At 66.4% G+C, this 20,842-nt stretch carries 23 protein-coding genes; 8 read left to right on the plus strand and 15 right to left on the minus strand.

Features of this window, described 5'->3' with window-relative positions; all coding sequences use genetic code 11:
- The first annotated feature begins 9 nt into the window (after positions 1–9).
- The 6 genes from puhC (at position 10) to V8324_RS01450 (ending at position 4,691) form a co-directional block, all read left to right on the plus strand.
- Positions 10–492 (plus strand): photosynthetic complex assembly protein PuhC, encoded by a 483-nt coding sequence (gene puhC, locus V8324_RS01425; protein WP_336418124.1) that lies wholly within the window; start codon positions 10–12, stop codon positions 490–492.
- Between the two features lie 16 nt (positions 493–508).
- On the plus strand, positions 509–805 hold the full coding sequence (locus tag V8324_RS01430) for a hypothetical protein (RefSeq protein WP_336418125.1): 297 nt from the start codon (positions 509–511) through the stop codon (positions 803–805).
- Positions 802–1,926, plus strand: a complete 1,125-nt coding sequence (gene acsF, locus V8324_RS01435) for a magnesium-protoporphyrin IX monomethyl ester (oxidative) cyclase (RefSeq protein WP_336418126.1) — start codon at positions 802–804, stop codon at positions 1,924–1,926. Before V8324_RS01430 ends, acsF begins: the two co-directional genes overlap by 4 nt.
- A gap of 90 nt (positions 1,927–2,016) precedes the next feature.
- Positions 2,017–2,829 (plus strand): putative photosynthetic complex assembly protein PuhE, encoded by an 813-nt coding sequence (gene puhE, locus V8324_RS01440; protein ID WP_336418127.1) that lies wholly within the window; start codon positions 2,017–2,019, stop codon positions 2,827–2,829.
- Entirely contained in the window at positions 2,819–4,033 is a 1,215-nt protein-coding gene (hemA, locus tag V8324_RS01445) for a 5-aminolevulinate synthase (protein WP_336418128.1), read from the plus strand. The genes puhE and hemA overlap by 11 nt, the downstream gene beginning before the upstream one ends.
- A 169-nt stretch (positions 4,034–4,202) precedes the next feature.
- Complete coding sequence (locus tag V8324_RS01450) at positions 4,203–4,691, plus strand: pseudoazurin (RefSeq protein WP_336418129.1); 489 nt, start codon at positions 4,203–4,205, stop codon at positions 4,689–4,691.
- 67 nt (positions 4,692–4,758) lie between these two features.
- Here the strand turns inward: V8324_RS01450 and dxs are convergent, their stop codons facing one another.
- The 14 genes from dxs to V8324_RS01520 form a co-directional block, all read right to left on the minus strand.
- Positions 4,759–6,687 (minus strand): 1-deoxy-D-xylulose-5-phosphate synthase, encoded by a 1,929-nt coding sequence (dxs, locus tag V8324_RS01455; RefSeq protein WP_336418130.1) that lies wholly within the window; start codon positions 6,685–6,687, stop codon positions 4,759–4,761.
- Positions 6,688–6,791: 104 nt separating this feature from the next.
- On the minus strand, positions 6,792–7,886 hold the full coding sequence (gene pufC, locus V8324_RS01460) for a photosynthetic reaction center cytochrome PufC (RefSeq protein ID WP_336418131.1): 1,095 nt from the start codon (positions 7,884–7,886) through the stop codon (positions 6,792–6,794).
- Positions 7,887–7,889: 3 nt separating this feature from the next.
- Positions 7,890–8,879, minus strand: coding sequence for a photosynthetic reaction center subunit M (pufM, locus tag V8324_RS01465; protein ID WP_336418132.1), 990 nt, complete (start codon positions 8,877–8,879; stop codon positions 7,890–7,892).
- 4 nt (positions 8,880–8,883) lie between these two features.
- Positions 8,884–9,723 (minus strand): photosynthetic reaction center subunit L, encoded by an 840-nt coding sequence (pufL, locus tag V8324_RS01470; RefSeq protein WP_336418133.1) that lies wholly within the window; start codon positions 9,721–9,723, stop codon positions 8,884–8,886.
- Positions 9,724–9,848: 125 nt separating this feature from the next.
- On the minus strand, positions 9,849–10,010 hold the full coding sequence (gene pufA / locus V8324_RS01475) for a light-harvesting antenna LH1, alpha subunit (protein ID WP_167197222.1): 162 nt from the start codon (positions 10,008–10,010) through the stop codon (positions 9,849–9,851).
- 15 nt (positions 10,011–10,025) lie between these two features.
- Positions 10,026–10,175, minus strand: a complete 150-nt coding sequence (pufB, locus tag V8324_RS01480; RefSeq protein WP_336418134.1) for a light-harvesting antenna LH1, beta subunit — start codon at positions 10,173–10,175, stop codon at positions 10,026–10,028.
- 134 nt (positions 10,176–10,309) lie between these two features.
- Positions 10,310–10,534 (minus strand): cytochrome PufQ, encoded by a 225-nt coding sequence (gene pufQ, locus V8324_RS01485; protein WP_336418135.1) that lies wholly within the window; start codon positions 10,532–10,534, stop codon positions 10,310–10,312.
- Complete coding sequence (gene bchZ / locus V8324_RS01490) at positions 10,531–12,015, minus strand: chlorophyllide a reductase subunit Z (protein ID WP_336418136.1); 1,485 nt, start codon at positions 12,013–12,015, stop codon at positions 10,531–10,533. The genes pufQ and bchZ overlap by 4 nt, the downstream gene beginning before the upstream one ends.
- The gene (gene bchY, locus V8324_RS01495) at positions 12,015–13,589 is read right to left on the minus strand and encodes a chlorophyllide a reductase subunit Y (protein ID WP_336418137.1); all 1,575 of its coding nucleotides are present in this window, start codon (positions 13,587–13,589) and stop codon (positions 12,015–12,017) included. The genes bchZ and bchY overlap by 1 nt, the downstream gene beginning before the upstream one ends.
- Positions 13,586–13,759 carry a hypothetical protein gene (locus tag V8324_RS01500; RefSeq protein WP_336418138.1) on the minus strand — a complete coding sequence of 58 codons (174 nt, stop codon included), beginning with the start codon at positions 13,757–13,759 and terminating at the stop codon, positions 13,586–13,588. The genes bchY and V8324_RS01500 overlap by 4 nt, the downstream gene beginning before the upstream one ends.
- Entirely contained in the window at positions 13,749–14,753 is a 1,005-nt protein-coding gene (locus tag V8324_RS01505; RefSeq protein ID WP_336418139.1) for a chlorophyllide a reductase iron protein subunit X, read from the minus strand. The genes V8324_RS01500 and V8324_RS01505 overlap by 11 nt, the downstream gene beginning before the upstream one ends.
- Entirely contained in the window at positions 14,750–15,691 is a 942-nt protein-coding gene (gene bchC, locus V8324_RS01510) for a chlorophyll synthesis pathway protein BchC (protein WP_336418140.1), read from the minus strand. The genes V8324_RS01505 and bchC overlap by 4 nt, the downstream gene beginning before the upstream one ends.
- A 127-nt stretch (positions 15,692–15,818) precedes the next feature.
- Entirely contained in the window at positions 15,819–16,949 is a 1,131-nt protein-coding gene (locus V8324_RS01515; protein ID WP_336418141.1) for a methyltransferase, read from the minus strand.
- Positions 16,950–16,958: 9 nt separating this feature from the next.
- The gene (locus tag V8324_RS01520) at positions 16,959–17,828 is read right to left on the minus strand and encodes a polyprenyl synthetase family protein (RefSeq protein ID WP_336418142.1); all 870 of its coding nucleotides are present in this window, start codon (positions 17,826–17,828) and stop codon (positions 16,959–16,961) included.
- 113 nt (positions 17,829–17,941) lie between these two features.
- Between V8324_RS01520 and crtD the strand changes: the two genes are divergently transcribed.
- Both crtD and crtC read left to right on the plus strand, forming a co-directional pair.
- On the plus strand, positions 17,942–19,525 hold the full coding sequence (crtD, locus tag V8324_RS01525; RefSeq protein WP_336418143.1) for a 1-hydroxycarotenoid 3,4-desaturase CrtD: 1,584 nt from the start codon (positions 17,942–17,944) through the stop codon (positions 19,523–19,525).
- Positions 19,471–20,355, plus strand: coding sequence for a carotenoid 1,2-hydratase (crtC, locus tag V8324_RS01530; RefSeq protein WP_442970442.1), 885 nt, complete (start codon positions 19,471–19,473; stop codon positions 20,353–20,355). The genes crtD and crtC overlap by 55 nt, the downstream gene beginning before the upstream one ends.
- Here crtC and tspO read toward each other — a convergent pair.
- On the minus strand, positions 20,352–20,831 hold the full coding sequence (tspO, locus tag V8324_RS01535) for a tryptophan-rich sensory protein TspO (RefSeq protein ID WP_336418145.1): 480 nt from the start codon (positions 20,829–20,831) through the stop codon (positions 20,352–20,354). The two genes, crtC and tspO, sit on opposite strands and share 4 nt — an antisense overlap.
- Between the last annotated feature and the right edge of the window lie 11 nt (positions 20,832–20,842).

The following is a 20,842-nucleotide window of genomic DNA, read 5'->3' on the forward strand; positions in this document are numbered from 1 at the left end:
GGCCCTGCCATGACCCAGACCGACACACACCCCGCAAAACGCCCCGCCATGAAACCTCCCCATGACAAGGAACTGGTTCCGCGTATCATGATGCGCATGGTGCTGGTGCTCATCCTGTCGGTCCTGGCCATCGTCACATATGCGCGGGTCACGGACCGGCCGCTGATCGCGACGCCCCCGGAGGGCGAGGTGGTCACCAGCCGAGATTTCCTGCTGTCGGGCGACATGTCGGGCGCCGCCACGGTCCGCAATCTCGACGGGTCGCTGGTCGCCGACCTGACGCCCGACGAGGGCGGCTTCATCTCGGGCGTCTGGCGCGTGATCCTGCGCGAACGCACCAAGAATCGCGTCGCCCTCGACGGCCACGTGACGCTGATCCGCAAGGACAATGGACGGGTGTCCATTCAAGACCCCAGCACAGGCTGGAGCGCCGATTTGATGGGATTCGGCGCCGATAACGCCAGGGCCTTCGCACGGCTTCTGGCACAATAGGGAAAGGAGGCCAGCAATGGGATGGCTGACAAGAGAAATCGAACACGCGCCGTGCACGGTGGAAATAAGCCACAAGTTCGAATCCCTGCACGCGCATGTGCGCTTCAATAACGGCGCCACGGTCTATCCGGGCGACGAGGTAAAGGTGCAGGGCCCCGAGATCATGGCAGCCTTCGGCGAAGTGGTCAGCGAGGACCGCGATGCGACGATCATCCGCGCCAGCGGGCTGGAACGCCTCTGGACGCGCCTGACCGGCGATCTCGAGGTGATGGAGCTTTGCGAATTTTCCTTTTCCGAGGAGGCCACGCTATGAATGTCCAGACCAAACACACCGCCGACGCCACCACGGCCGAGGAAAGCTTCGCCATCCAGGAGGAACAGGCGAAGTTCGACAGCAAGGCCGCCACCGATGTGGCGATGCAGAACACCCTGCTGACCCCGCGCTTCTACACCACCGATTTCGACGAGCTCGACGCGATCGATGTCAGCCCCGTGCGCGAGGACTGGGACAAGCTGATCGCACGGATGGAATCGGACCCCAACAAGGGCCATTTCAAGAAGACCGAGGACTGGGACCACGTCGACTGGGAGAACATGGACCCGGCGCTGAAAAAGGAACTCATCGATTTCCTGATCTCGAGCTGCACCGCGGAATTCTCGGGCTGTGTCCTCTACAAGGAGATGAAGCGGCGCGGCACCAACAAGGACATCACGCAGCTCTTCCAGCTGATGGCGCGCGACGAGGCCCGGCATGCCGGCTTCATCAACGATGCGCTGCGCGAGGCCGGCGTTGCGGTGAATCTCGGGTTCCTGACGCAGAAGAAGAAATACACCTACTTTCGGCCCAAATTCATCTACTACGCCACCTACCTGTCGGAAAAGATCGGTTACGCGCGCTACATCACGATCTTCCGGCATCTCGAGGCGCACCCCGAATACCGCTTCCACCCGATCTTCAAGTGGTTCCACGAATGGTGCAACGACGAGTTCAGCCACGGCGAGGCCTTCGCCCTGCTGATGAAGACCGACCCGAAGCTGACCTCGGGCAAGAACGTGCTGTGGATCAAGTTCTTCCTGACGGCCGTCTATGCCACGATGTATGTGCGCGATCACCAGCGGCCCGCCTTTCACAAGGCGCTTGGCGTCGACCCGGACTGGTACGGGCGCGAGGTCTTCACCAAGACCTCGGAGATGACCAGGCAGATCTTCCCGATCACGCTGGATATCGACAACCCGCGCTGGCAGGCGGGGCTGGTCAAGCTGCAAAAGGCCAATGCCGACCTGGCACAAGCCAAGACCGAGACCGGCCCAGGGGCGTTGCTGCGGCGGTTGGGCGCACAGTCCCGCGCCGCGACGGCCTTTGTCGGGCTTTACACGATCCCGGCCAAGAAACACGAGGTGCCCGCTTCGACCCGGCTGGAGCCGGCCTATTGATCCGGGTTTCGGTGCATACCGCACCGACACGGGTGGGGGGCCAGCCCCCCACACCCCCCGAAGTATTTCCGGAAAGATGAAGGAGTAGCCGTGCACAGCCCTTGGATCGCAGCCCTGATGGCCCTGTTTCTCTGGTGGTTCGCCACCGGGGCGATCCTTCTGATCGTGCGGCTTTGCGAGCGGCGCGCGGATGGGGCGGGGCGCCGGGCCGTGATGCTTGCCCTGCCCGTTCTGGGGCTCGGCCTCTGGGGGTATCAGGCAACACTCGAGATGACCGGGATCGCCGCGGCCTATGGCGCGTTCCTGGCGGCCCTTGCGATCTGGGGCTGGATCGAGCTGAGCTTCCTGACCGGCGCGATCACCGGCCCGAACCTGCGCCCCTGCCCGCCCGACCTGCCCGAATGGGAACGGTTCATCCGCGCCTGGGGCACGGTCGCCTATCACGAAATGGTGCTGACCGGGGCCTTGCTGGTGATCTGGTTCGCGGGACACGAGGCGGCGAACCAGGTGGGTCTCTGGACCTTCACGGTGCTCTACTTCGCGCGCATCACGGCCAAGCTGAACCTCTATTTCGGCGTGCCGCGCATCAACGTCGAATTCGTTCCGCGCGCGCTGGCGCATATGGGCAGCTACTTCCGGATGGCCCCGGTCGGCTGGTTCTTTCCCGTCTCGGTCACGGCGCTCAGCCTCGCGGTCGCCTGCTGGCTCGAGCGGCTCTATTCCGCCGGGTCGCCGGTCGAGCTCGTGGGCTTCGCGCTGCTGTGCGGGATCACCGCGCTGGCGCTTCTGGAACACTGGCTGATGGTCCTGCCATTGCCCGACGCGAAACTCTGGCGCTGGATGCTTCCGGCGCCCAAGCAATCACCAAAAAAGACACGACCGGAGGGACATCATGAATTTTGACGTCATGTTCGACGCTCAGCTGGAGGCGCTGCGCGAAGAGGGAAATTACCGCATATTCGCCGAGTTGGAGCGTCGCTGCGGCGATTTCCCGAGGGCAAGAAGCCATGACGCCGACAGTTCCGGCGACGTCACGGTGTGGTGTTCCAACGACTACCTCGGCATGGGGCAGCAATCGGTTGTCCGCGAGGCGATGAAGGACGCGGTCGACCAGTGCGGCACCGGCGCCGGCGGCACGCGCAACATCTCGGGCACCAATTGCCATCACCTGATGCTGGAACGCGAACTCGCCGATCTGCACGGCAAGGACGCGGCGCTGCTCTTCACCTCGGGCTACGTGTCGAACTGGGCCGCGCTTTCGACCCTTGGCAGCCGCCTGCCCGACGCGGTGATCCTGTCGGACGAAAAGAACCATGCCAGCATGATCGAGGGCATCCGCCATTCGCGCGCCAGAAAGGTGATCTGGAAGCACAACGACCCCGAGGATCTCGATCGCAAGCTGGCCGCGCTGCCGGTCAACGCGCCCAAGATCGTCGCCTTCGAAAGCGTGTATTCGATGGATGGCGACATCTCGCCGATGCGCGAGATCGTCGAGGTCGCCGAGAAGCACGGTGCGATGACCTATCTCGACGAGGTGCACGCCGTGGGGCTTTACGGCGCGCGCGGCGGCGGCGTGTCCGAAATGCTGGGTCTCGCGCACCGGATCACGCTGATCGAGGGCACGCTCGGCAAGGCCTATGGCTGCATGGGCGGCTACGTGACCGGGTCGGAAAGCCTGTGCGATTTCATCCGGTCGTTTGCCAGCGGCTTCATCTTCACCACCGCCCTGCCACCGGCCGTGGCGGCCGCCGCGACCGCGAGCGTGCGGCATCTCAAGCAGTCGGACGCAGAACGCCAGGCGCAGCGCGCGCAGGTGGCCAAGCTGCGCCGCCAGCTCGACATGCACGGCATCCCGCATCTGCACAATGACAGCCACATCATTCCGGTGATGATCAAGGATCCGGTGAAATGCCGTGTGCTGGCCGATATCCTGATGCGCGACTGGGGGATCTACGTGCAGCCGATCAACTACCCCACCGTGCCCAAGGGCACCGAGCGGCTGCGCTTCACCCCCGGCCCGCTTCATAGTGACGCGGATATCGCGCATCTGGTTGAAGCCCTCAACACCCTGTGGAAGCAATGCGCGCTGGCGCACGCTGTCGCCTGACGGCGCTGCGCCACCCGTCGCGCCAGCCAGCCCGATCGCCTTGAATTGCTGATGGGAAAGCTAGCTAGCACCTAGGCTGACAGATGATTTCATGAGATTTCACCTGTCGGACATCATGCATCGCCGCGTTGTCATGGATTGGCAGCCGGCCAAGGAAAAGGTACCACAGATGAAACTGACACGACGCATGACCATGAGCCTCATGGGCGCCACCGCCGCGACCGCGATGCTGCCATCCGGCGCGCGCGCCAACGGGACGGTCCACGAGGTTCAGATGCTCAACCGGCACCCCGAAGAGAGTGAGAGCATGGTCTTCTATCCCGACATCGTCGAGGTGCAGCCAGGTGACACGATCCGGTTCGTGTCGGTCGATAACGGCCACAACGCGGTCAGCTACGACGACATGCTTCCCGAAGGCGCCGAGGGCTGGAAGAGCAGGATGAACAAGGATTTCGAGGTCGTGGTCGAGTCCGAGGGCGCCTATGGCTACTACTGCCAGCCGCACAAGGCGCTCGGCATGGTCGGCCTGATCCTCGTGGGCGACGCCACGGCGAACTACGAGAGCCTGAAAGAGGCGAACTTGCGCGCGCCGCGCGAGAAGGAGCGTTGGGAAGACATCTTTGCCCGCGCCGACGAGATCGTGGGCGGCAGCGCCTGAGACGCCGCGGCGAAAGCCAGGTTGAAAACGACAAGGGCCGGCCCCGAACACACGGGGCCGGCCTTTTTCAGACCCGGCGCAGCGGCACCACCTTGGCTTGGTCCGTTGTGACCGCGCTTCGGATCGTCGCGGCGATATCGCCGGCAGTCATCTGGGCGTCGGCATACATCTCGGCCGGGCTGGCCTGGTTGATGAACCGGTCCGGAAGGCAGACATTGCGCATCACGAGACCGCGGTCGAACGCGCCGCGCCGCGCCAGCTCGTGCATGACGATCGAGCCGAAGCCCCCCTGCGCACCCTGCTCGACGGTGATCAAGGCACGGTGATGACCCACAAGCTGCATCAGCAGGTCGGTATCCAGCGGCCGGGCGAAGCGGGCATCGGCCACGGTTACGGAAATGCCATCCTCGGAAAGCATGGCGGCGGCGGACCTGCATTCCTGCAGATGCGCCCCGAAGCTCAGGATCGCCACATCGCTGCCCTCCTCGATCACGCGGCCGCGGCCGAGCGCGAGCGGCGTGCCCCGCGCGGGAAGCTCCACCCCGGTGCCCGCGCCGCGCGGGTAGCGGAATGCGATAGGACCCGCGTCATGCGCGGCCGCCGTGGCAACCATGTGCACAAGTTCGGCCTCGTCGGCGGCGGCCATCACCGTGAATCCCGGCAGGTTGCCGAGATAGCCGATATCGAACGCCCCCGCATGGGTGGCGCCGTCGGCCCCGACAAGCCCGGCGCGGTCGATGGCGAAACGCACCGGCAGGCCCTGCAGCGCCACGTCATGCACGACCTGGTCATAGGCGCGTTGCAGGAAGGTGGAATAGATCGCGCAGAAGGGCCGCAGCCCGCTCGCCGCCATCCCGGCTGCGAAGGTCACGCCATGCTGCTCGGCGATGCCCACATCGAAGACGCGGGAGGGGAATCGCTCTGCCATCTTCGTCAGGCCGGTTCCATCGGGCATGGCCGCCGTGACCGCGACGACACGGTCGTCGCGCGCAGCCTCGTCGCACAGCGCGGTGCCGAAGACGGACGTATAGGACGGCGCGGCCGGTTTGGACTTGGCCTGAGTTCCTGTGGCCGGGTCGAATTTCGCCACGCCGTGGCCCTTGTCGGCCGCATCCTCGGCGGGGGCATAGCCCTTGCCCTTGACGGTGCAGCAATGGATCAGGACGGGACCGGTGGCGCGGGCCCGCGCGGCGCGCAGCACCGCCAGAAGCTGGCCCATGTCATGCCCGTCGATCGGGCCGACATACTGGAATCCCAATTCCTCGAAGAGGGTGCCGGACCCCGTCAGCCCGGTCACAAGCTGCCGTGCGCGCTTGGCGCCGTCGCGGATCGGGGCGGGGATCGCCGACTCGAAACCCTCGGCCAGCGACGCCATGCGCGCCAGCGGCTCGCTGGCATACATCCGGCTGAGATAGGATGACATGGCGCCCACGGGGGGTGCGATGCTCATCTCGTTGTCGTTGAGGATCACGAACAGGCGGCGCCCCTCGGCGCCCGCGTTGTTGAGCGCCTCGTAGGCCATGCCGGCGCTGATCGCGCCGTCGCCGATCACCGCCACCGCATCGCCCGTCGCCTGGCCCATGTCGCGCCCCACGCTGAAGCCGAGCGCGGCGCTGATCGAGGTGGAACTGTGCGCGGCCCCGAACGGGTCATGCGCGCTCTCGGCGCGCTTGGTGAAGCCCGACAGCCCGTCCTTCTGGCGCAGGGTGCGGATCCGGTCGCGCCGTCCGGTCAGGATCTTGTGCGGGTAGCATTGGTGGCCCACATCCCAGATCAGCTTGTCCATCGGCGTGTTGAAGACGGCATGGATGGCCACCGTCATTTCGACCACGCCGAGGCTGGATCCAAGATGCCCGCCGGTCTGCGAGACGGCGTCGATCACTTCGGCGCGCACCTCGTCGGCCAGCCGGCCCAGGTCGCGATCCGGCATCTGGCGCAGGTCGGACGGTCCGGCGACGCGGTCGAGCAGGGGTGTTTTCGGTGTATCTTGGGTCATCGCACCCCTCCCGGGTGGTTCAGGCGTCGCCCGCACGGTCTGTCGGGGCGCGAACGGCGCGATATGACCGAAGGCGGGGTCTGTGCCCCGCCTTCGGTGGTTCGTCAGTTGCCGTAATCCGGCCCATCGGTGCTGGCCAGTTCGGGCCAGTCCGCGATGACGTTGGTGCCCTGCAGCGGCTGCTGGTAGCCCTTGTGACAGGTCTTGCAGGCGGCCTTGGGCGCGTCCGCGTAGACCGGGCCCAGCCGGTGCTCGGGCAGGATGCCATCCAGCGGCGCCAGGTAGGTGTTGTTGAGATCCAGCACCATCTGGATGCCGAGCGTCGCGGTCGCCCATTGCGGCGTGATCTGCCCGCTGGCCGAGTAGAACGCCCGGCTGTTGTGACAGAACAGGCAGTTCACCCCGAGCGAATTGCTGACATAGTTCATCAGCGAATAGGTCCGCTCGGTCGCCTGGATCGAGGCGTAGTCATCCTGCCCCGGCACGCCCGCTACCCGGCTTTCGAGGTCGTGAACATTGATCGCCTCGCCATCCAGCAGGTATTTCTCCAGCGCGTCCGACGGCAGCGACGTGTATTGCGACTGCATCGTGACGCGGTTCTGGTTGGCCGACCAGCCTTCGACGTTCTCGTTGACCGGGCTGATCCTGTACCAGACATTCGACGGCACCGCCTGCCCGCGGTGGCAGGTGTAACAGGTGACACCGACCTCCTTGTTGGCGTTCACGTGTCCGGCCCATTCCTCGTTGATGGCCTGGGTCATGCCGATCATCAGGTAGCCCACGCTGGTCTGGTAGCTGTCGAGATCATCGAAGAGGTTCGGGATGCCCACCCATTCGCGCATCGCGGCCAGCAGCCGGTCATAATTCGCGACCGTCAGATCCTCGAGGCCCGGCGGCACGTTCTCGCGCGCCTCGCCGGCGGTCTGCTCGCCGCCCTGCGGCGGCACCGGATCCGAGGTCGAGGCGAGGAACGCCTCGATATCGGGGTCCGGCTGCGCGAGATCGACCTTGAACTCGGGCACCGACATGCCGGTCCCGCGCGGACCGGTCTGCAGGCTTTCGGTGGCGTAGGGCTGGCCGAAGCTGACCAGAAGCGCCGCCGCGAATACCGCCCCGCCGACCACGCTGATCGCGATCGCCGGGCCGAAGATCTCCTTGGGGTTCTCACGGTTCCATTTGTCAAACCACTTGGGAAACATGGCTCAGTCCTCCTGTCCGATGAAGGCCTCGTAAGAGCCGTAGTTCTCGTAGCCGTATGATCCGTCATACATCGGCGCGAAATTGTGCTCTTGAGCCCAGATGAACCAGTTATCCACCACCGTGCCGGTCAGCAGGATGCCGATCCCGCCGGTGATCGGGGTCAGCACCGCGAACCACCAGGCCCACCGGTGAATACCCTCCATCGTGGCGTTGAAGCCCATGGTCCAGCGCCAGAACAGCGCCGCGCGCTCGCTGGCGGTGCCGCGATCGTAGATCTGCTCGAGCTCGCGGTCGCCGCCGAAGCGGGTCACGGCAAGGATCGTGGCGCCGTGCATCGCGAAAAGCAGCACAGAGCCGTAGAGGAACACGATCGAAAGGCAGTGGAACGGGTTGTAGTAGAGGTTGCCGTAGCGGATCGAGAACGCCGTGGTCCAGTCGAGATGCGGGAAGATGCCGTAAGGAACGGCCTCCGACCACGATCCCATCAGGACCGGCCGAAAGAGGCCCAGCACCAGGAACAGCCAGATCGCCGACCCGAACGCCCAGAAGACGTGCTTGCCCATCTTGTGGCTTGCCGCCAGCTGATAGCTGCGCGCCCACCACAGCAGAACCGAGACCAGCAGGAAGAACGAGCTGATGATGTACCAACCGCCCTGATTGAGCGGCGGCATCGACAGGCCGTACTCGGGGCCCGGCGGCTCCAGCGCCAGCCAGAAGAGCTGCCGCAGGAATTCGGGGATCGACCAGCCGACTTGCGACAGCATGTTGAAGCCTACGATCACGAACCACAGCGTGCCGGTGAGCAGGCTGACCACCCCCAGCATCCCGAGGTTGATCGGACCGATCTGCGCGTTGCCCAGCCAGCCGACCAGTTTCGAGAACCCCGGCGTGCCCGCACGCTCGCCCAGCAGGCGCCCGCCGGTGCCGTCCAGGCCAATCTCGGGCGGCCCCTGCACCTGCACTTGTGTGAATATGTTCTGATATTCGGCCATTTTCCTACATCCCTACCTGAGAGGGCCAGATCGGCGCCTCGAGCCACCAGTTCCACCATTCGGGCCAGCCCTTGGTCCAGACCGGGCCGCTGATGATGATGCAGACCGCCGACCAGAACCCGGCATTCAGCGCCAGCAGCAGACCGACGCGATGGATCCCCAGCGTCCCAACCGAGTAGCCGATGAAATCCCGAAAGAACGTGTCCTCGTGATCGGGCGACTTGGCCTCTTCACCCTTTTCAGGGTTCGCCGCCGACAGCACCAGACCTCCATGCAGCGCCAGCGCCAGCGTCGTCGCGAAGAAGAACGTCACGGCCAGCATATGCGCGGGGTTGTAGTGAAAGTGCAGGTAGGCGTAGCCGGTGTTGCTCACCCAGTCGAGATGGCTGAAGATGCCATAGGGAAAACCATGCCCCCAGGCCCCCATCAGCAGCGGCCGGAAGACGACCAGCGTGGCATAGGCGAAGATCGCGACGCCAAAGGCGAAGGGCACGTGATAACCGATGCCCAGCTTGCGGCAGATCTCGACCTCGCGCAGCATCCAGCTGAGGAAGGCGCCGAGCGCGCAGATGGTGATGATCTGCCACAGCCCCCCTTCCATCAGCGGCGCCATCCCCAGCCCGTAGGACAGGTCGGGCGGCGCGATGTTGATCAGCCATGGGTTGAAGGTGCCCTGGTTTGCGGCCCCCCAGAAAATCAGGATGGTCCCCAGGACGGCGAAGAACACCGTCGTGACACCGAAGAACCCGACATAGAAAGGTCCGACCCAGAAGTCGAACAGATCGCCGCCGATCAGTGTCCCTCCGCGGACCCGGTACTTTCGTTCGAAACTGAGCACAGCCATTTTCGCAGCCTCCGAGTATGGCGACCTGTCCGGGATGCAGCCCCGCGGTCGACCGGATCAATACTTGTCTTGGTCGCCGCGGGCGGGGATGTCCCCGCCCACAGCGTCAGTGGGGCGAGCGCGGCTCAGCGCCCGTACTTCTCGGCCGCGATTTCAAACCAGTTGAAGCCGTCGGTGCTGAGCAGCACGAGATGGATCATCGCGGCCAGAAGGAACAGGAACGCACCCTGTGCCACGAAGACGCGACGCGGGTCGAAGATCAGCCAGATCTTGTAGAATTTAGCCATTGTCTTGTCCTTTCCTCAGAACCACGGGAACCAGATGAAGGTCGCGATATGCGCAACCACTGCAATCGCCGTGAACAGCCAAAGGCCGCTCATGTAGACGGAATGCAGCTCCTGGGCTTGCTCGTCTGTGAGACCTGTGAACGACAGGTCGGTTTTATCAGCCATGAACTTTCCTCCGGAATGTTATGCTGAAGCCGCGATCCCCGCGGCCGGGTGCCCTCGGGACCACCACGGCCCCGCAGGTTTCTGTCCGCCCTCATTGGCAGGCAGTTTCGGAGATCGGTCCGGGGGCCATGCCCTCAGACCGAAAAGATCATCGGCGTCACGCGGTCCGACTCGAGCCACGCGCGCGCCAGCGGGCCGCGCAGGTTGAGGGTCCGGTACCGGATCACGTCGCGGATCCAGCGCACGCTGGCAAAGGGGATCGCCACGAAGAAGATGACGAAGAAATACAGGTGGTATTCCGCGCTGCGCGGGCGGCCGGCACGGGCGCGCTGCGGCGGGTTCGATGTCATGTCGGTCATTTGAGGTCCTCCTCCTGGGATGGATTGGGCGCCGCCCCGGCGGGCGACACGGCTTGAACGGTTTCGAGAACCACGCGCTCGTCGCCCTGACGCAATGCTGCGTCCTCGGCGGCGTCGCGCAGGGTCTTGGCGGCGGAAATTCGGGTCAGCACGGGGTGCCCGGCGACCACGCGGTCGAGTTCGCGCTGCGCGTCGGCGTCCCACGGGAAATCGCGGCGCAGCGGCGTCGGCGTGGCCTGCGCCGCGTCCATCTCCGAGCCGAGCGGCAGGATGTGGAACAGCGCGTCGAACAGCCCGTTGCACACTTCCTGCAACAGGTACGTCGCCCCCGCGTAGCCCATCATCGGCGTGCCCGTGGCGCGGCGGATCGCGGCGCCGGGAAAGCTTGCCGGGATGAAGGACGGCTGCGGCCCGTGCCCGGACTTGCACTCGGCAAGGTACATCTTCTCGTTGATCGACCCCATCAGGATGATGGGCCGCTCGCGCGCCACCAGCGCGCGCACTTCCTCGTTGTTGGTCTTGGTGCCGGCGCAGCGCGCCACGGCGAAGGCGCAGGGCAGCCCAAGATCACCCTCGAGGTAATTGCGGATGCCGCGCGCGTAGGTCTCGTTCGCGACGATCCCGAAATTCGCGGTGGCGAAGAAATCCTGCGTGACCGAGCGCCACAGATCCCAGACCGGCTTGATCGTGGAATGCTTCTCGCGGGTGATGAACGGCTCGGGATCGAGGCCCAGAAGATCGCCCAGCTTGCGCAGGAACAGCGTCGTGCTCTCCACGCCGATCGGCGCCTGCAGGTAGGGCTTGCCCAGCACCTCGGCCAGACCGCGACCGAACTCGCGATACATGCAGATATTGACATCCGCGTTCACCAGGTCGCGCATCTCGGCGAGGTGCGTGCCCAAAGGCATGACCATGTTGACCTCGGCCCCGATCCCCTCGACCAGGCGGCGGATCTCGTGCAGATCCGAGGGCATGTTGAACGTGCCGTACATCGGACCCAGGATATTGACGCGGGGCTTTGCATCCTCGGCGCGTTTCTTCTCGGGCGGCATCCGCCCCTTGGTCATGCCGAATTCGCTGAACAGCCAGGTGATCGCGCGGTCGGCGGCCTGCCACTGATCCTCGTCGATGGTGCGCGGCAGGAAGCGCTGGATATTGGTGCCTTGTGGCGTCACGCCCCCGCCGATCATCTCGGCGATGGATCCGGTGACCACCACCGCGGGCAACGCCGGGTCGAGCACGCCCCAGGCGCGCTTCATAGACTCTTCCGTCCCCGATCCCATCTCGTGCTCGCCCAGCCCGGTGACCACGATGGGCAATTCATGCGGCGGCAGCGCGTCGGTATAGTGCAGGACACTCGTGACCGGCAGGTTCTCGCAGCCCACGGGGCCGTCGATCACCACCTGCAATCCCTTGACCGCGCAGAAGGCGTAGACCGCGCCCCAGTAGCCGCCGGCCCGATCATGATCCTGGATCAGCATCAGATCATCTCCTGCGCCTTGGCGGCGCGCTTTTGCTTGTCGATCTTCTTCTGGTTCAGCGCCCGGAAATCCTCGCGGATGTTCGGCTCGCCTTCCCAGACGCCGGCGGTATCGCCGGTGCCGACGCCCTCGAAAAAGGCGCGCATGTTCTCCATGCGTTCGCGGCCCGCGATGGCGGCATTGACCACTTCGGCAAGGCTGCCGGCCCCCGCCGGCCCCATCAGCGGCCGCGCCGAGATGAGGTTGGTAAAGTAAAGCGCCGGGATCGCCAGTTCCTTGGCCTTCTGCACCACGGGCGTCGTGCCGATGGCCAGATCCGGCTTCAGGCCTTCCATCGCCGCGCAATCGTCTTCCAGTGAGGCGCGGAATTTCACCGTCACGCCACGCGCGCGCAGCCAGTCTGCATCGGCCTCGGACCACGGTGTCTTCGGGCAGGCGGTGCCGACATAAGGAATATCCGCGCCGCTTTCGATCAGCAGGCGCGCGACCAGAAGCTCGCTGCCCTCGTAGCCGCTCAGCGTGATGGTGCCCTTGACCGGTGCGCCACTCAGCGCGGTCTCGATCTCCGGCAGCACGGCATTCTGCGCCGCGGCGACCTTGTCAGCGGGCAGGCCGAACGCATCCCCGATCCCGGCCAGCCAGGCGGCGGTGCCGTCCCGGCCCACGGGCGCGCTGCCGACGATGGGCCGGCCCGCAGCCTCGAATTCGCGGATCGCGGCGGTGTAGAACGGGTGGATGGCCGCAACCGCCCCGCAATCGAGCGCGGCGTAAAGCTCGCGCCATTCGCGGCAGGGCACGACCGGCCCGACGGCCAGGCCCATCGGGTCCAGCATCCGGCCGATCATCATCGGATCGGCGGGGAACATCTCGCCCAGCAGGGTGACGGTCGGGCGGTCCGAGACACCGCCTTCGGGGGCAGGCACCGGGCCGGCTTCGACCTCCTGGCGCGCGTAGTTCAGCATCGCACCGGCCAGCACGTCCTTGGCCTCGGCATGGGTGGGGATGCCGAATCCCGGCACGTCGATGCCGACGATCCGCACGCCGTTGATTTCGCGTGGCAAAAGCCGCAGCGGCACGCCGCTGGCCGTGGGCACACACAGGTTGGTCACCACCACCGCGTCATAGCGGTCGGGATCGGCCAGCTCGTGCACGCTGTCGCGGATATCCTCGAACAGCTTGCCGGTGACCAGCGATTCGGAATTGAAGGGCACGTAGCCCACCGACCGGCGCGCGCCGTAGAAATGGCTGACGAAGGTCAGCCCGTAGACGCAGCAGGCCGAGCCCGACAGCACCGTGGCCACGCGCTTCATGCGCAAGCCCACCCGAAGCGACCCGAACGCGGGGCACATGCTTTGCGGCTTGTCATGCGGGCCTTGCGGATAATCCTTCGCGTATTGGTCGAGGATCTCGCTTTGGCCCGCCATGCGGGCGGCCTTTTCCATCTCGGCCCCGGAATGACAGCCCAGGCCGGTATCGACGCTGGCCGCGTCCGGCATGTCCGTCGCCGTCTCGTCCGGGGCGGCCTTGATGACCTCGGCCTCGGCGGCGCCGTCATATCTCACTTCGTCGCTCATGCCGTCCCCCTCGGGTAATCCGATGGCTCGCAGGTGCGAATGTCGTCGAGAAGCCGCAGGATCTGGTCGGGGCGGGCCTGCGCCAGCATCTCGCGCACGTCGCGCGATCCGTGCTCGACGGACCGCTCGCGCCATGTCGGGCGGCTGACCTCGGCCGGCTCAGGCCTCATCATAGACCACCTCCAGGCTCTTCTGCGGCTTCGAGAACTTGCCGCGCATGTCCTCGTCGGTGGCCGGTTCCAGCACGATATCGCCGCCGGTATCCTTGCTGTCGAAAAGCCCCAGCAGACCGTCCTGATCCAGCGGCGACGGCCGCACCGGCGGCGCCTCGGACACCTGCTCGGCCAGCCCGGCGAACAGGCTGCCCCACTGGCTGTCGGCGGTGCCGACGATCTGGTAGTTCGCGGATTTCTTGCGCAGGTCGTCATCGGCGGGGATGGCGGCCAGCACGGGGATGTCCACCGCCTTGGCAAAGGCCTGCGCCTCGCCGGACTGGTCGTCCTTGTTGATCACCAGCCCGGCGACACCGACATTGCCGCCCAGCTTGCGGAAATATTCCACCGCCGAGCAGACATTGTTGGCCACGTAAAGCGACTGCATGTCGTTCGACGCCACAAGGATCACCTTCTGCGCCATGTCGCGGGCAATCGGCAGGCCGAAGCCGCCGCAGACCACGTCGCCGAGGAAATCCAGCAGCACGTAATCGAAATCCCAGTCGTGAAAACCAAGCTTTTCCAGCAGCTCGAACCCGTGGATGATGCCGCGCCCGCCACAGCCGCGGCCCACTTCCGGCCCGCCCAGCTCCATCGCGAAGACGCCGCCGCGCTTGAAGCAGACGTCGCCGATCTTTACCGGCTCGCCGGCGAGGTTCTTCTTGGTCGAGGTCTCGATGATCGTCGGGCACGCCTTGCCGCCGAACAGCAGCGAGGTGGTGTCGGATTTCGGGTCGCAACCGATCAGCAGCACGCGCTTGCCCTGCTCGGCCATCATGTGGCTGAGATTGGCGAGCGTGAAGCTCTTGCCGATCCCGCCCTTGCCGTAGATCGCGATGATCTGCGTCTTCTGTGTTGGCTCGCCCTGATGGATCACATCGGCCAGATCTTCATGCGCTTCGTCGCGCAGGCGTTGATCGAAATCCTTGAGATTTGGCACGTCGTCCTTCACGCTGCTTCCTTCCAGTTGAGTATCATTTTCAGACAGGCGGGGTCCTCGAACGCCATGCGATAGGCGTCGGGGGCCTGTTCGGCGGGGGCCCTGTGCGTGATCAGCCCGGCCAGCGACAGCGCGCCGTTCTCGACCAGCGCCGCGGTGGCGGCCAGGTCGTCGCGCGTCCATTCCGCGGCCACGCGAAACCGGGCCTCCTTCATGAAGGCCGGCGGAAACGCGAAGCTCAAGCTCTCGGAATAGAACCCCGCCAGCACGATCTCGCCGCCCTTGCGGATGCGGCCGATCAGGTCGTTGAGGATCGCGGCATTGCCCGACGCGTCGTAGATCGCGCCATAGTCGCGGCGCGGATCGTCGGCGGGGTCGATGACCTCGTAGCCCTCGGCACCGGCGCGGCGGCCCGGCTCGATCTCCCAGACGGTGGGCGCCGGCGCGCCGGCGGCGATCGTCAGCCGTGCCAGCAGCCGACCGAAGACGCCGTGCCCGATGATCAGGTCCGGCACCGCGCGATCGAGGCCCGCCATCGCGTGCCGCGCCGTCGCCGCCAACGCCAGAAGCGCACCCTCGGCGCCAGCACCTGGATCGATCCGCGTCACGCGGCCTGCATCGGTCACCAGACGCCCCGCGGCGCCCCCGAACAGGCCGAAGGCCCCGTCGAAGCAGTCGGCGCCGGGCACGAAGACATGATCGCCGGGCTTGAAACCGGTGCCCGGCGCGGCCTCGACCACCTCGCCCGCAGCCTCGTAGCCGGGCACCAGCGGATAGCCCATGCCCGGAAACGGCGGCATGCGCCCCGACCAGAACAGCTTTTCGGTGCCCGTGGAAATTCCGGAATACGCAATGTCGACCACAAGGTCGCCGTCGCCCGGCGCCTTGAGCGCGAGGGTGTCCAGTCGAAGATCCTCGGGACCGTTCAAGAAGACAGCGCGGGTCTGCATTGGCGTCTCCGTCTCTGGTCGGCCGCTGGTCGAAAAGACTCAGTAAAAACGGCGACCCCTTGAATGTAAGTCTACTTACACAGCTTATACTGTCAAGTTTTGTTTACACCAAATTTCAAGACCGAGATCAGCCGGGTTTCACGCAGCTGAGGGCGCTGGTGACATAGGGGCGTGGCGGGCGCGGGATCCGGATCCGCTCGAACCCGGCCGCGCGGCACATCGCGCCGATGGTGGCCGCCGACCGCGTCCGCCCGGTGCCCATGGCCATGGTGTAGAACGCGAAATAGACGTCGCAGGCGGGATCGGGCCGCACCCCGCCCGACATCGGCTCGGACACGATCAATCGCCCGCCCGGCGGCAGCGCCGCAAGGACCTTGGCCAGCAGATCCGCGACGGTGGCGTCGTCATGGTCGTAGAGCACCCGGATCAAAGAGATCACGTCCGCGCCGTCCGGCAAGGGCTCGTCGCGGAAAGAACCCGGCACGCAAGTGATCCGCGCCCCGAGGCCCAGCCCCGCGAGCCGGCGCTCGGCCCCGGGAATCACCTCGGGCAGGTCGAGGACGCTCACCTGCAACGCGGGGTAGCGCGCGGCGACCTCGGCGGCGAAGACGCCCGATCCGCCGCCCACATCCAAAAGGCGCCGCGCCCCCCGCAGGGACATCATGCCCAGGGTGTCCTGGGCGACCAGCGCCTGCGATTGCGCCATCAGGTCGGAATAACGCGCGGCGTCCTCTTCCGACACGGTGCCACCCGCGCCATGCACATAGGGCCAGAACTTCGCCAGCCCGGTTTCGCCCTCGCCGCGCAGCAGCGCCACGGGATCCGCCATGTCGTCGTAGAACACGTGATGGTGCCCGATCATCGCCTCGAGGCCCGGCACGCCGAGAATCGCGGCACCCTTGCGCGCGATCCGGAACCGTCCGTCGCGTCGCCGCCTGAGCAGCCCCATGGCGGCGCCGGCCTGCAACAGGATCTCCATCCGGTCCGGAGCGATGCCGCTGGCCGGGGCCATGTCCGCCGCGGCACGCGGGCCGTCCATCAAGCGGTGCAGGATGCGCAGCTCGATCAGCGCCGACAGCACACCCGATTGCACAAAGCCTTGAACAAGATCGAAGATTTCGGCGCCGTCACGCCGCGCGAGGGTGCGCCCCACGGGCAAGCGCGCCGCGATCCGCTGCACATCGGCGCGCGCCACGAGACGATTGAGCCATGTAAAAGGAACGACCCCGCGCCGTCGCGGCGGGTCGTGCGACGCCACCGGGTCGCCTCAGACCCGGCTGTTGGCGGGAACGGTCGGGATGATCTGTTCGGCCTGCGCGTGGACCATGCGGGCCAGTTGCGCCTCGCCCGGGCAGGACGGGATCGACGCGATGGCGCCGGCCAGAATGTCCGACAGCCGGGCCGCCGCGCCCGCGACGCCCAGCTCGGCCACCGCGTTCGGCCTGTCGTGCAGCGCGTCCTGCCCGACCGGTTTGCCGAGCGTGTCGGCATCCAGCACCGCGTCGCGCAGATCGTCGGCGACCTGGAACGCCTCGCCGATCAGCGCGCCGAGATCGTGCCAGTTTTCCGGGTCATGCCCGGCGGCAATGGCCCCCATTTCCGTGGCGGCGATGAACAGCGCGCCGGTCTTCGAGCGGTGATAGGCCGCCAGATCGACCGTCGCCTCGCTTTCCCAGCCCTGCCCGGCACAGATGCCATCCGGCATCCCGGTGCGCCGCGCAAGCGCCATGAGCAACGCGGCACCCCGTTCGGGATCGGTCACCGTCGCCCGCGCCAGCACCTCGAAGGCCAGCACGATCAGGCTGTCGCCGGTCAGGACCGCCAGGGGTTCCGAAAAGGCCTTGTGAACAGACGGTTTGCCGCGCCGCGTATCGGCATCGTCGAAACAGGGCAGATCGTCATGCACGAGGCTGGCACAATGTATGAGTTCAAGCGCGGTCGCGGCGGCATCCGACAATTCCGGCCGGTCATCGCCGCAGGCCCCGGCCACCGACAGAAGGATCGTCGGGCGGATCCGCGCGCCCCCGGGCCCGGTCGCATATCTCAGCGCCTCGCCGAGGCGTGCGGGCGCCGCGTCGCCGCGCGACCGGGCAATGGATTGCGACACTGCCGCTTCGATCCGGTCGGTCATGTGCATTCCAAAATCTCCTGATCCGCCATGTCCATATCATCGGACACTCAATGTGTAAATTACACTGGACAGTCAGGGCTGTCGAGTCAACACTCAACCCATGACGGCAGGGAACAGATATGACACGCAGCAGGGATGACAACGTCCGCGTCGTGATCGTCGGCAGCGGCATCGCCGGGCTTTGCGCCGCGGCGCGGCTGGCGCATCACGGGCCGCGCGTCCTCGTGCTGGAACGCCATGCCACGCCCGGCGGCAAGATGCGCAGCCTGCCCTCGGCGGCCGGGCCGGTGGATGCCGGCCCCACGGTGCTGACCCTGCGCGGCGTCTTCGATGAGCTGTTTCATGATCTTGGCGAGCGGCTGGAGGATCATCTCACGCTGATCCCGCAACGCATCCTTGCGCGGCATTTCTGGCCCGATGGCAGCCGCCTCGACCTGCACGACACCGAAGACGACAGCGCCGAGGCGATCCGCGCCTTCGCCGGGTCTCGGGCGGCGGCGCAGTTTCGTACATTCTCGGCGCGCGCCCGGACCCTTTTCAACGGGTTCGACGCGCCGGTGATGCAGGCGCCCGCGCCCTCGCTGCCGGGGCTGGCGGCGCATGTGATGCGCAACCCGCACCTGCTGCGCCCCATGGCGCCGCTGTCGACCCTTGCGGATGTCCTCAATCACAGCTTCGACGATCCGCGCCTTGCGCAGCTTTTCGGCCGTTACGCCACTTATGTCGGCGGCTCGCCCTATCACGTGCCCGGCCTGCTGGCGCTGATCTGGCAGGCCGAGGCCGCCGGCGTCTGGGTGGTGCATGGCGGCATGCACCGGCTGGCCTGCGCATTGCAGGATCTGGCCCAGGCGCGGGGGGCCGAATTCCGGTTCGGCGCGCATGTCGAGCGGATCGAAGCCACGCCGCAGGACGGCACACGCGCGGTCCTCCTCGCCGACGGCACGCGCATCCCCGCGGACACGGTCCTGTTCAACGGCGACCCCAAGGCGCTGGCCACCGGCGCCCTCGGCCCCGACTGCGCGCATGTCGCACCGCAAACGCGCGCCGCGCCGCGCAGCCTGTCGGCCGAGGTCTGGGCCTTCGCCGCCACGCCGCAAGGGCCGGATCTCGCGCATCACAACGTGTTCTTCCGCGACGATCCGAAATCCGAATTCGACGCGCTCGACCGCGGCGCGCTCGTTCCCGACCCGACGCTTTACGTCTGCGCGCAGGATCGCGGCCAGCCAGGCCCCTCCGGCGCGCCGGAGCGGTTCGAGATCATCGCCAACGCACCGCCCCTGCAAGACGCCCCCCACAAAGAGGACCACGAGCAATGCCAGACACGCACCTTCCGGACGCTGGCGCGCTTCGGGCTGACCTTCGATCCGACACCGGAGGCGGCGGCGCTGACGACGCCCGCGGGGTTCGACCGGCTGTTTCCGGCGTCGGACGGATCCCTTTACGGGCAGAGCCCGCATGGCATGACGGCGGCCTTCAAGCGCCCGACGGCGCGCACGGCGATCCCGGGGCTCTACCTCGCGGGGGGCGGGACGCACCCGGGGGCGGGGGTGCCGATGGCGGCCCTCTCCGGCCGGCACGCGGTCGCAGCGATCATGCAGGACCGAACTTCAATCTCGACGTCCCGGAAAACGGCTATGCCTGGTGGTACATCGACGGGCTCAGCACCGACGGGCGCCGCGCGATCAGCGTCATCGCGTTCATAGGGTCGGTATTTTCGCCTTGGTACGCGTGGTCGGGACGCAAGGCGCCCGAAAACCATGTCTGCATGAACGTCGCCACCTACGGGCCGGGCGGGCGCTTCACGATGACCGACCGGGGCCGCGCGGCGCTGCGACAAAGCGAAACCGCGCTGACCATCGGCCCGTCGGCGATGCGGTGGCAGGATGGCGCGCTGGTGATCGACATCGACGAGATCTCGTCGCCCCCCATCATCTCGCGGGTACGCGGCAGCATCCGGGTGACGCCCTCTGCGCTGACCTCGGTCGAGATGCCACTGACCCCCGATGGCAGCCACGTCTGGCGGCCTTTTGCCCCGACCTGCGAGATCGAGGTCGATCTGAATGCTGCCGGCTGGCAATGGGACGGGCACGGCTATTTCGACGCCAATTTCGGTACCCGCGCGCTGGAACAGGATTTCAGCTACTGGACCTGGGGCCGCTTTCCCACGCGCCATGGCAGCACCTGCTTCTACGACGCGACGCGGCTGGATGGCAGCACGCTTGGCGTTGGCGTGGAGTTCGATAGCGCAGGTCATGCCTGCGCCGTCACGCCCCCGCCGAAGACGCGGATGCGGCGCAGCCTCTGGGCCGTGGCCCGCGACACGCGGGCCGACCGGGGATACCAGCCAAGGCAGGTGCAAGGCATGCTGGATGCGCCCTTTTATTCACGGTCGGCGGTGCGCACCCGGATCAACGGGGAAGAGACTGTGGGCGTGCACGAGGCGCTCGACCTCACGCGGTTTCGGTCACAGCTTCTGAAACCGATGCTGGCGGTGCGCGTGCCGCGCCGCAAGGGCTGGCGCTTCGCCGATTAACCCGCCGTTCCGGACGCGGCCTCTGCCTCGGGGTTGAGCTTCCAGACCGAGTAATTCAGGCAGGCCGCGACCGACACCCAGACGAGGTAGGGCACGAAAAGGACGCCCGCGATCCAGTCCACCTGCCACAGCGCCAGCATGGTCAGGGCGACCGAGGCCCAGAGACCGCTGAGCACCATCAGCCCAAGCTTCATCCGCCGCAGGCCGAAGAAGACCGGCGTCCACAGTCCGTTGAGCGCGATTTGCAACGACCAGAACGCCATCGCAATGGAGTTATCGGGACTGACCGCGACCCGCGCCCCGGCGGTCGCCATGCAGATGTAAAGCGTGGTCCACGCCACCGGAAACAGCCAGTTCGGCGGGGTGAACCACGGCTTTTTCAGCGCCTCGTACCACTGGCCCGGCGGGAACAGCCCGCCGGTCGAACCTGCCGCGAAGCAGGCCGCCAGAAATATCGCGAAGCAGATCCATATCATGCGAACGTACC

This window comes from Roseovarius sp. D22-M7 (assembly GCF_037083785.1).
Taxonomy (GTDB): domain Bacteria; phylum Pseudomonadota; class Alphaproteobacteria; order Rhodobacterales; family Rhodobacteraceae; genus Roseovarius.

What these genes read in the sequence shown, in the direction of transcription:
- puhC (WP_336418124.1), top strand. Translation starts at nt 10, where the DNA reads ATGACCCAGACCGACACACACCCCGCAAAACGCCCCGCCATGAAACCT.
- V8324_RS01430 (WP_336418125.1), top strand. Translation starts at nt 509, where the DNA reads ATGGGATGGCTGACAAGAGAAATCGAACACGCGCCGTGCACGGTGGAA.
- acsF (WP_336418126.1), top strand. Translation starts at nt 802, where the DNA reads ATGAATGTCCAGACCAAACACACCGCCGACGCCACCACGGCCGAGGAA.
- hemA (WP_336418128.1), top strand. Translation starts at nt 2,819, where the DNA reads ATGAATTTTGACGTCATGTTCGACGCTCAGCTGGAGGCGCTGCGCGAA.
- V8324_RS01450 (WP_336418129.1), top strand. Translation starts at nt 4,203, where the DNA reads ATGAAACTGACACGACGCATGACCATGAGCCTCATGGGCGCCACCGCC.
- dxs (WP_336418130.1), bottom strand. Translation starts at nt 6,687, where the DNA reads ATGACCCAAGATACACCGAAAACACCCCTGCTCGACCGCGTCGCCGGA.
- pufC (WP_336418131.1), bottom strand. Translation starts at nt 7,886, where the DNA reads ATGTTTCCCAAGTGGTTTGACAAATGGAACCGTGAGAACCCCAAGGAG.
- pufM (WP_336418132.1), bottom strand. Translation starts at nt 8,879, where the DNA reads ATGGCCGAATATCAGAACATATTCACACAAGTGCAGGTGCAGGGGCCG.
- pufL (WP_336418133.1), bottom strand. Translation starts at nt 9,723, where the DNA reads ATGGCTGTGCTCAGTTTCGAACGAAAGTACCGGGTCCGCGGAGGGACA.
- pufA (WP_167197222.1), bottom strand. Translation starts at nt 10,010, where the DNA reads ATGGCTAAATTCTACAAGATCTGGCTGATCTTCGACCCGCGTCGCGTC.
- pufB (WP_336418134.1), bottom strand. Translation starts at nt 10,175, where the DNA reads ATGGCTGATAAAACCGACCTGTCGTTCACAGGTCTCACAGACGAGCAA.
- pufQ (WP_336418135.1), bottom strand. Translation starts at nt 10,534, where the DNA reads ATGACCGACATGACATCGAACCCGCCGCAGCGCGCCCGTGCCGGCCGC.
- bchZ (WP_336418136.1), bottom strand. Translation starts at nt 12,015, where the DNA reads ATGCTGATCCAGGATCATGATCGGGCCGGCGGCTACTGGGGCGCGGTC.
- bchY (WP_336418137.1), bottom strand. Translation starts at nt 13,589, where the DNA reads ATGAGCGACGAAGTGAGATATGACGGCGCCGCCGAGGCCGAGGTCATC.
- V8324_RS01500 (WP_336418138.1), bottom strand. Translation starts at nt 13,759, where the DNA reads ATGAGGCCTGAGCCGGCCGAGGTCAGCCGCCCGACATGGCGCGAGCGG.
- bchC (WP_336418140.1), bottom strand. Translation starts at nt 15,691, where the DNA reads ATGCAGACCCGCGCTGTCTTCTTGAACGGTCCCGAGGATCTTCGACTG.
- V8324_RS01520 (WP_336418142.1), bottom strand. Translation starts at nt 17,828, where the DNA reads ATGCACATGACCGACCGGATCGAAGCGGCAGTGTCGCAATCCATTGCC.
- crtD (WP_336418143.1), top strand. Translation starts at nt 17,942, where the DNA reads ATGACACGCAGCAGGGATGACAACGTCCGCGTCGTGATCGTCGGCAGC.
- tspO (WP_336418145.1), bottom strand. Translation starts at nt 20,831, where the DNA reads ATGATATGGATCTGCTTCGCGATATTTCTGGCGGCCTGCTTCGCGGCA.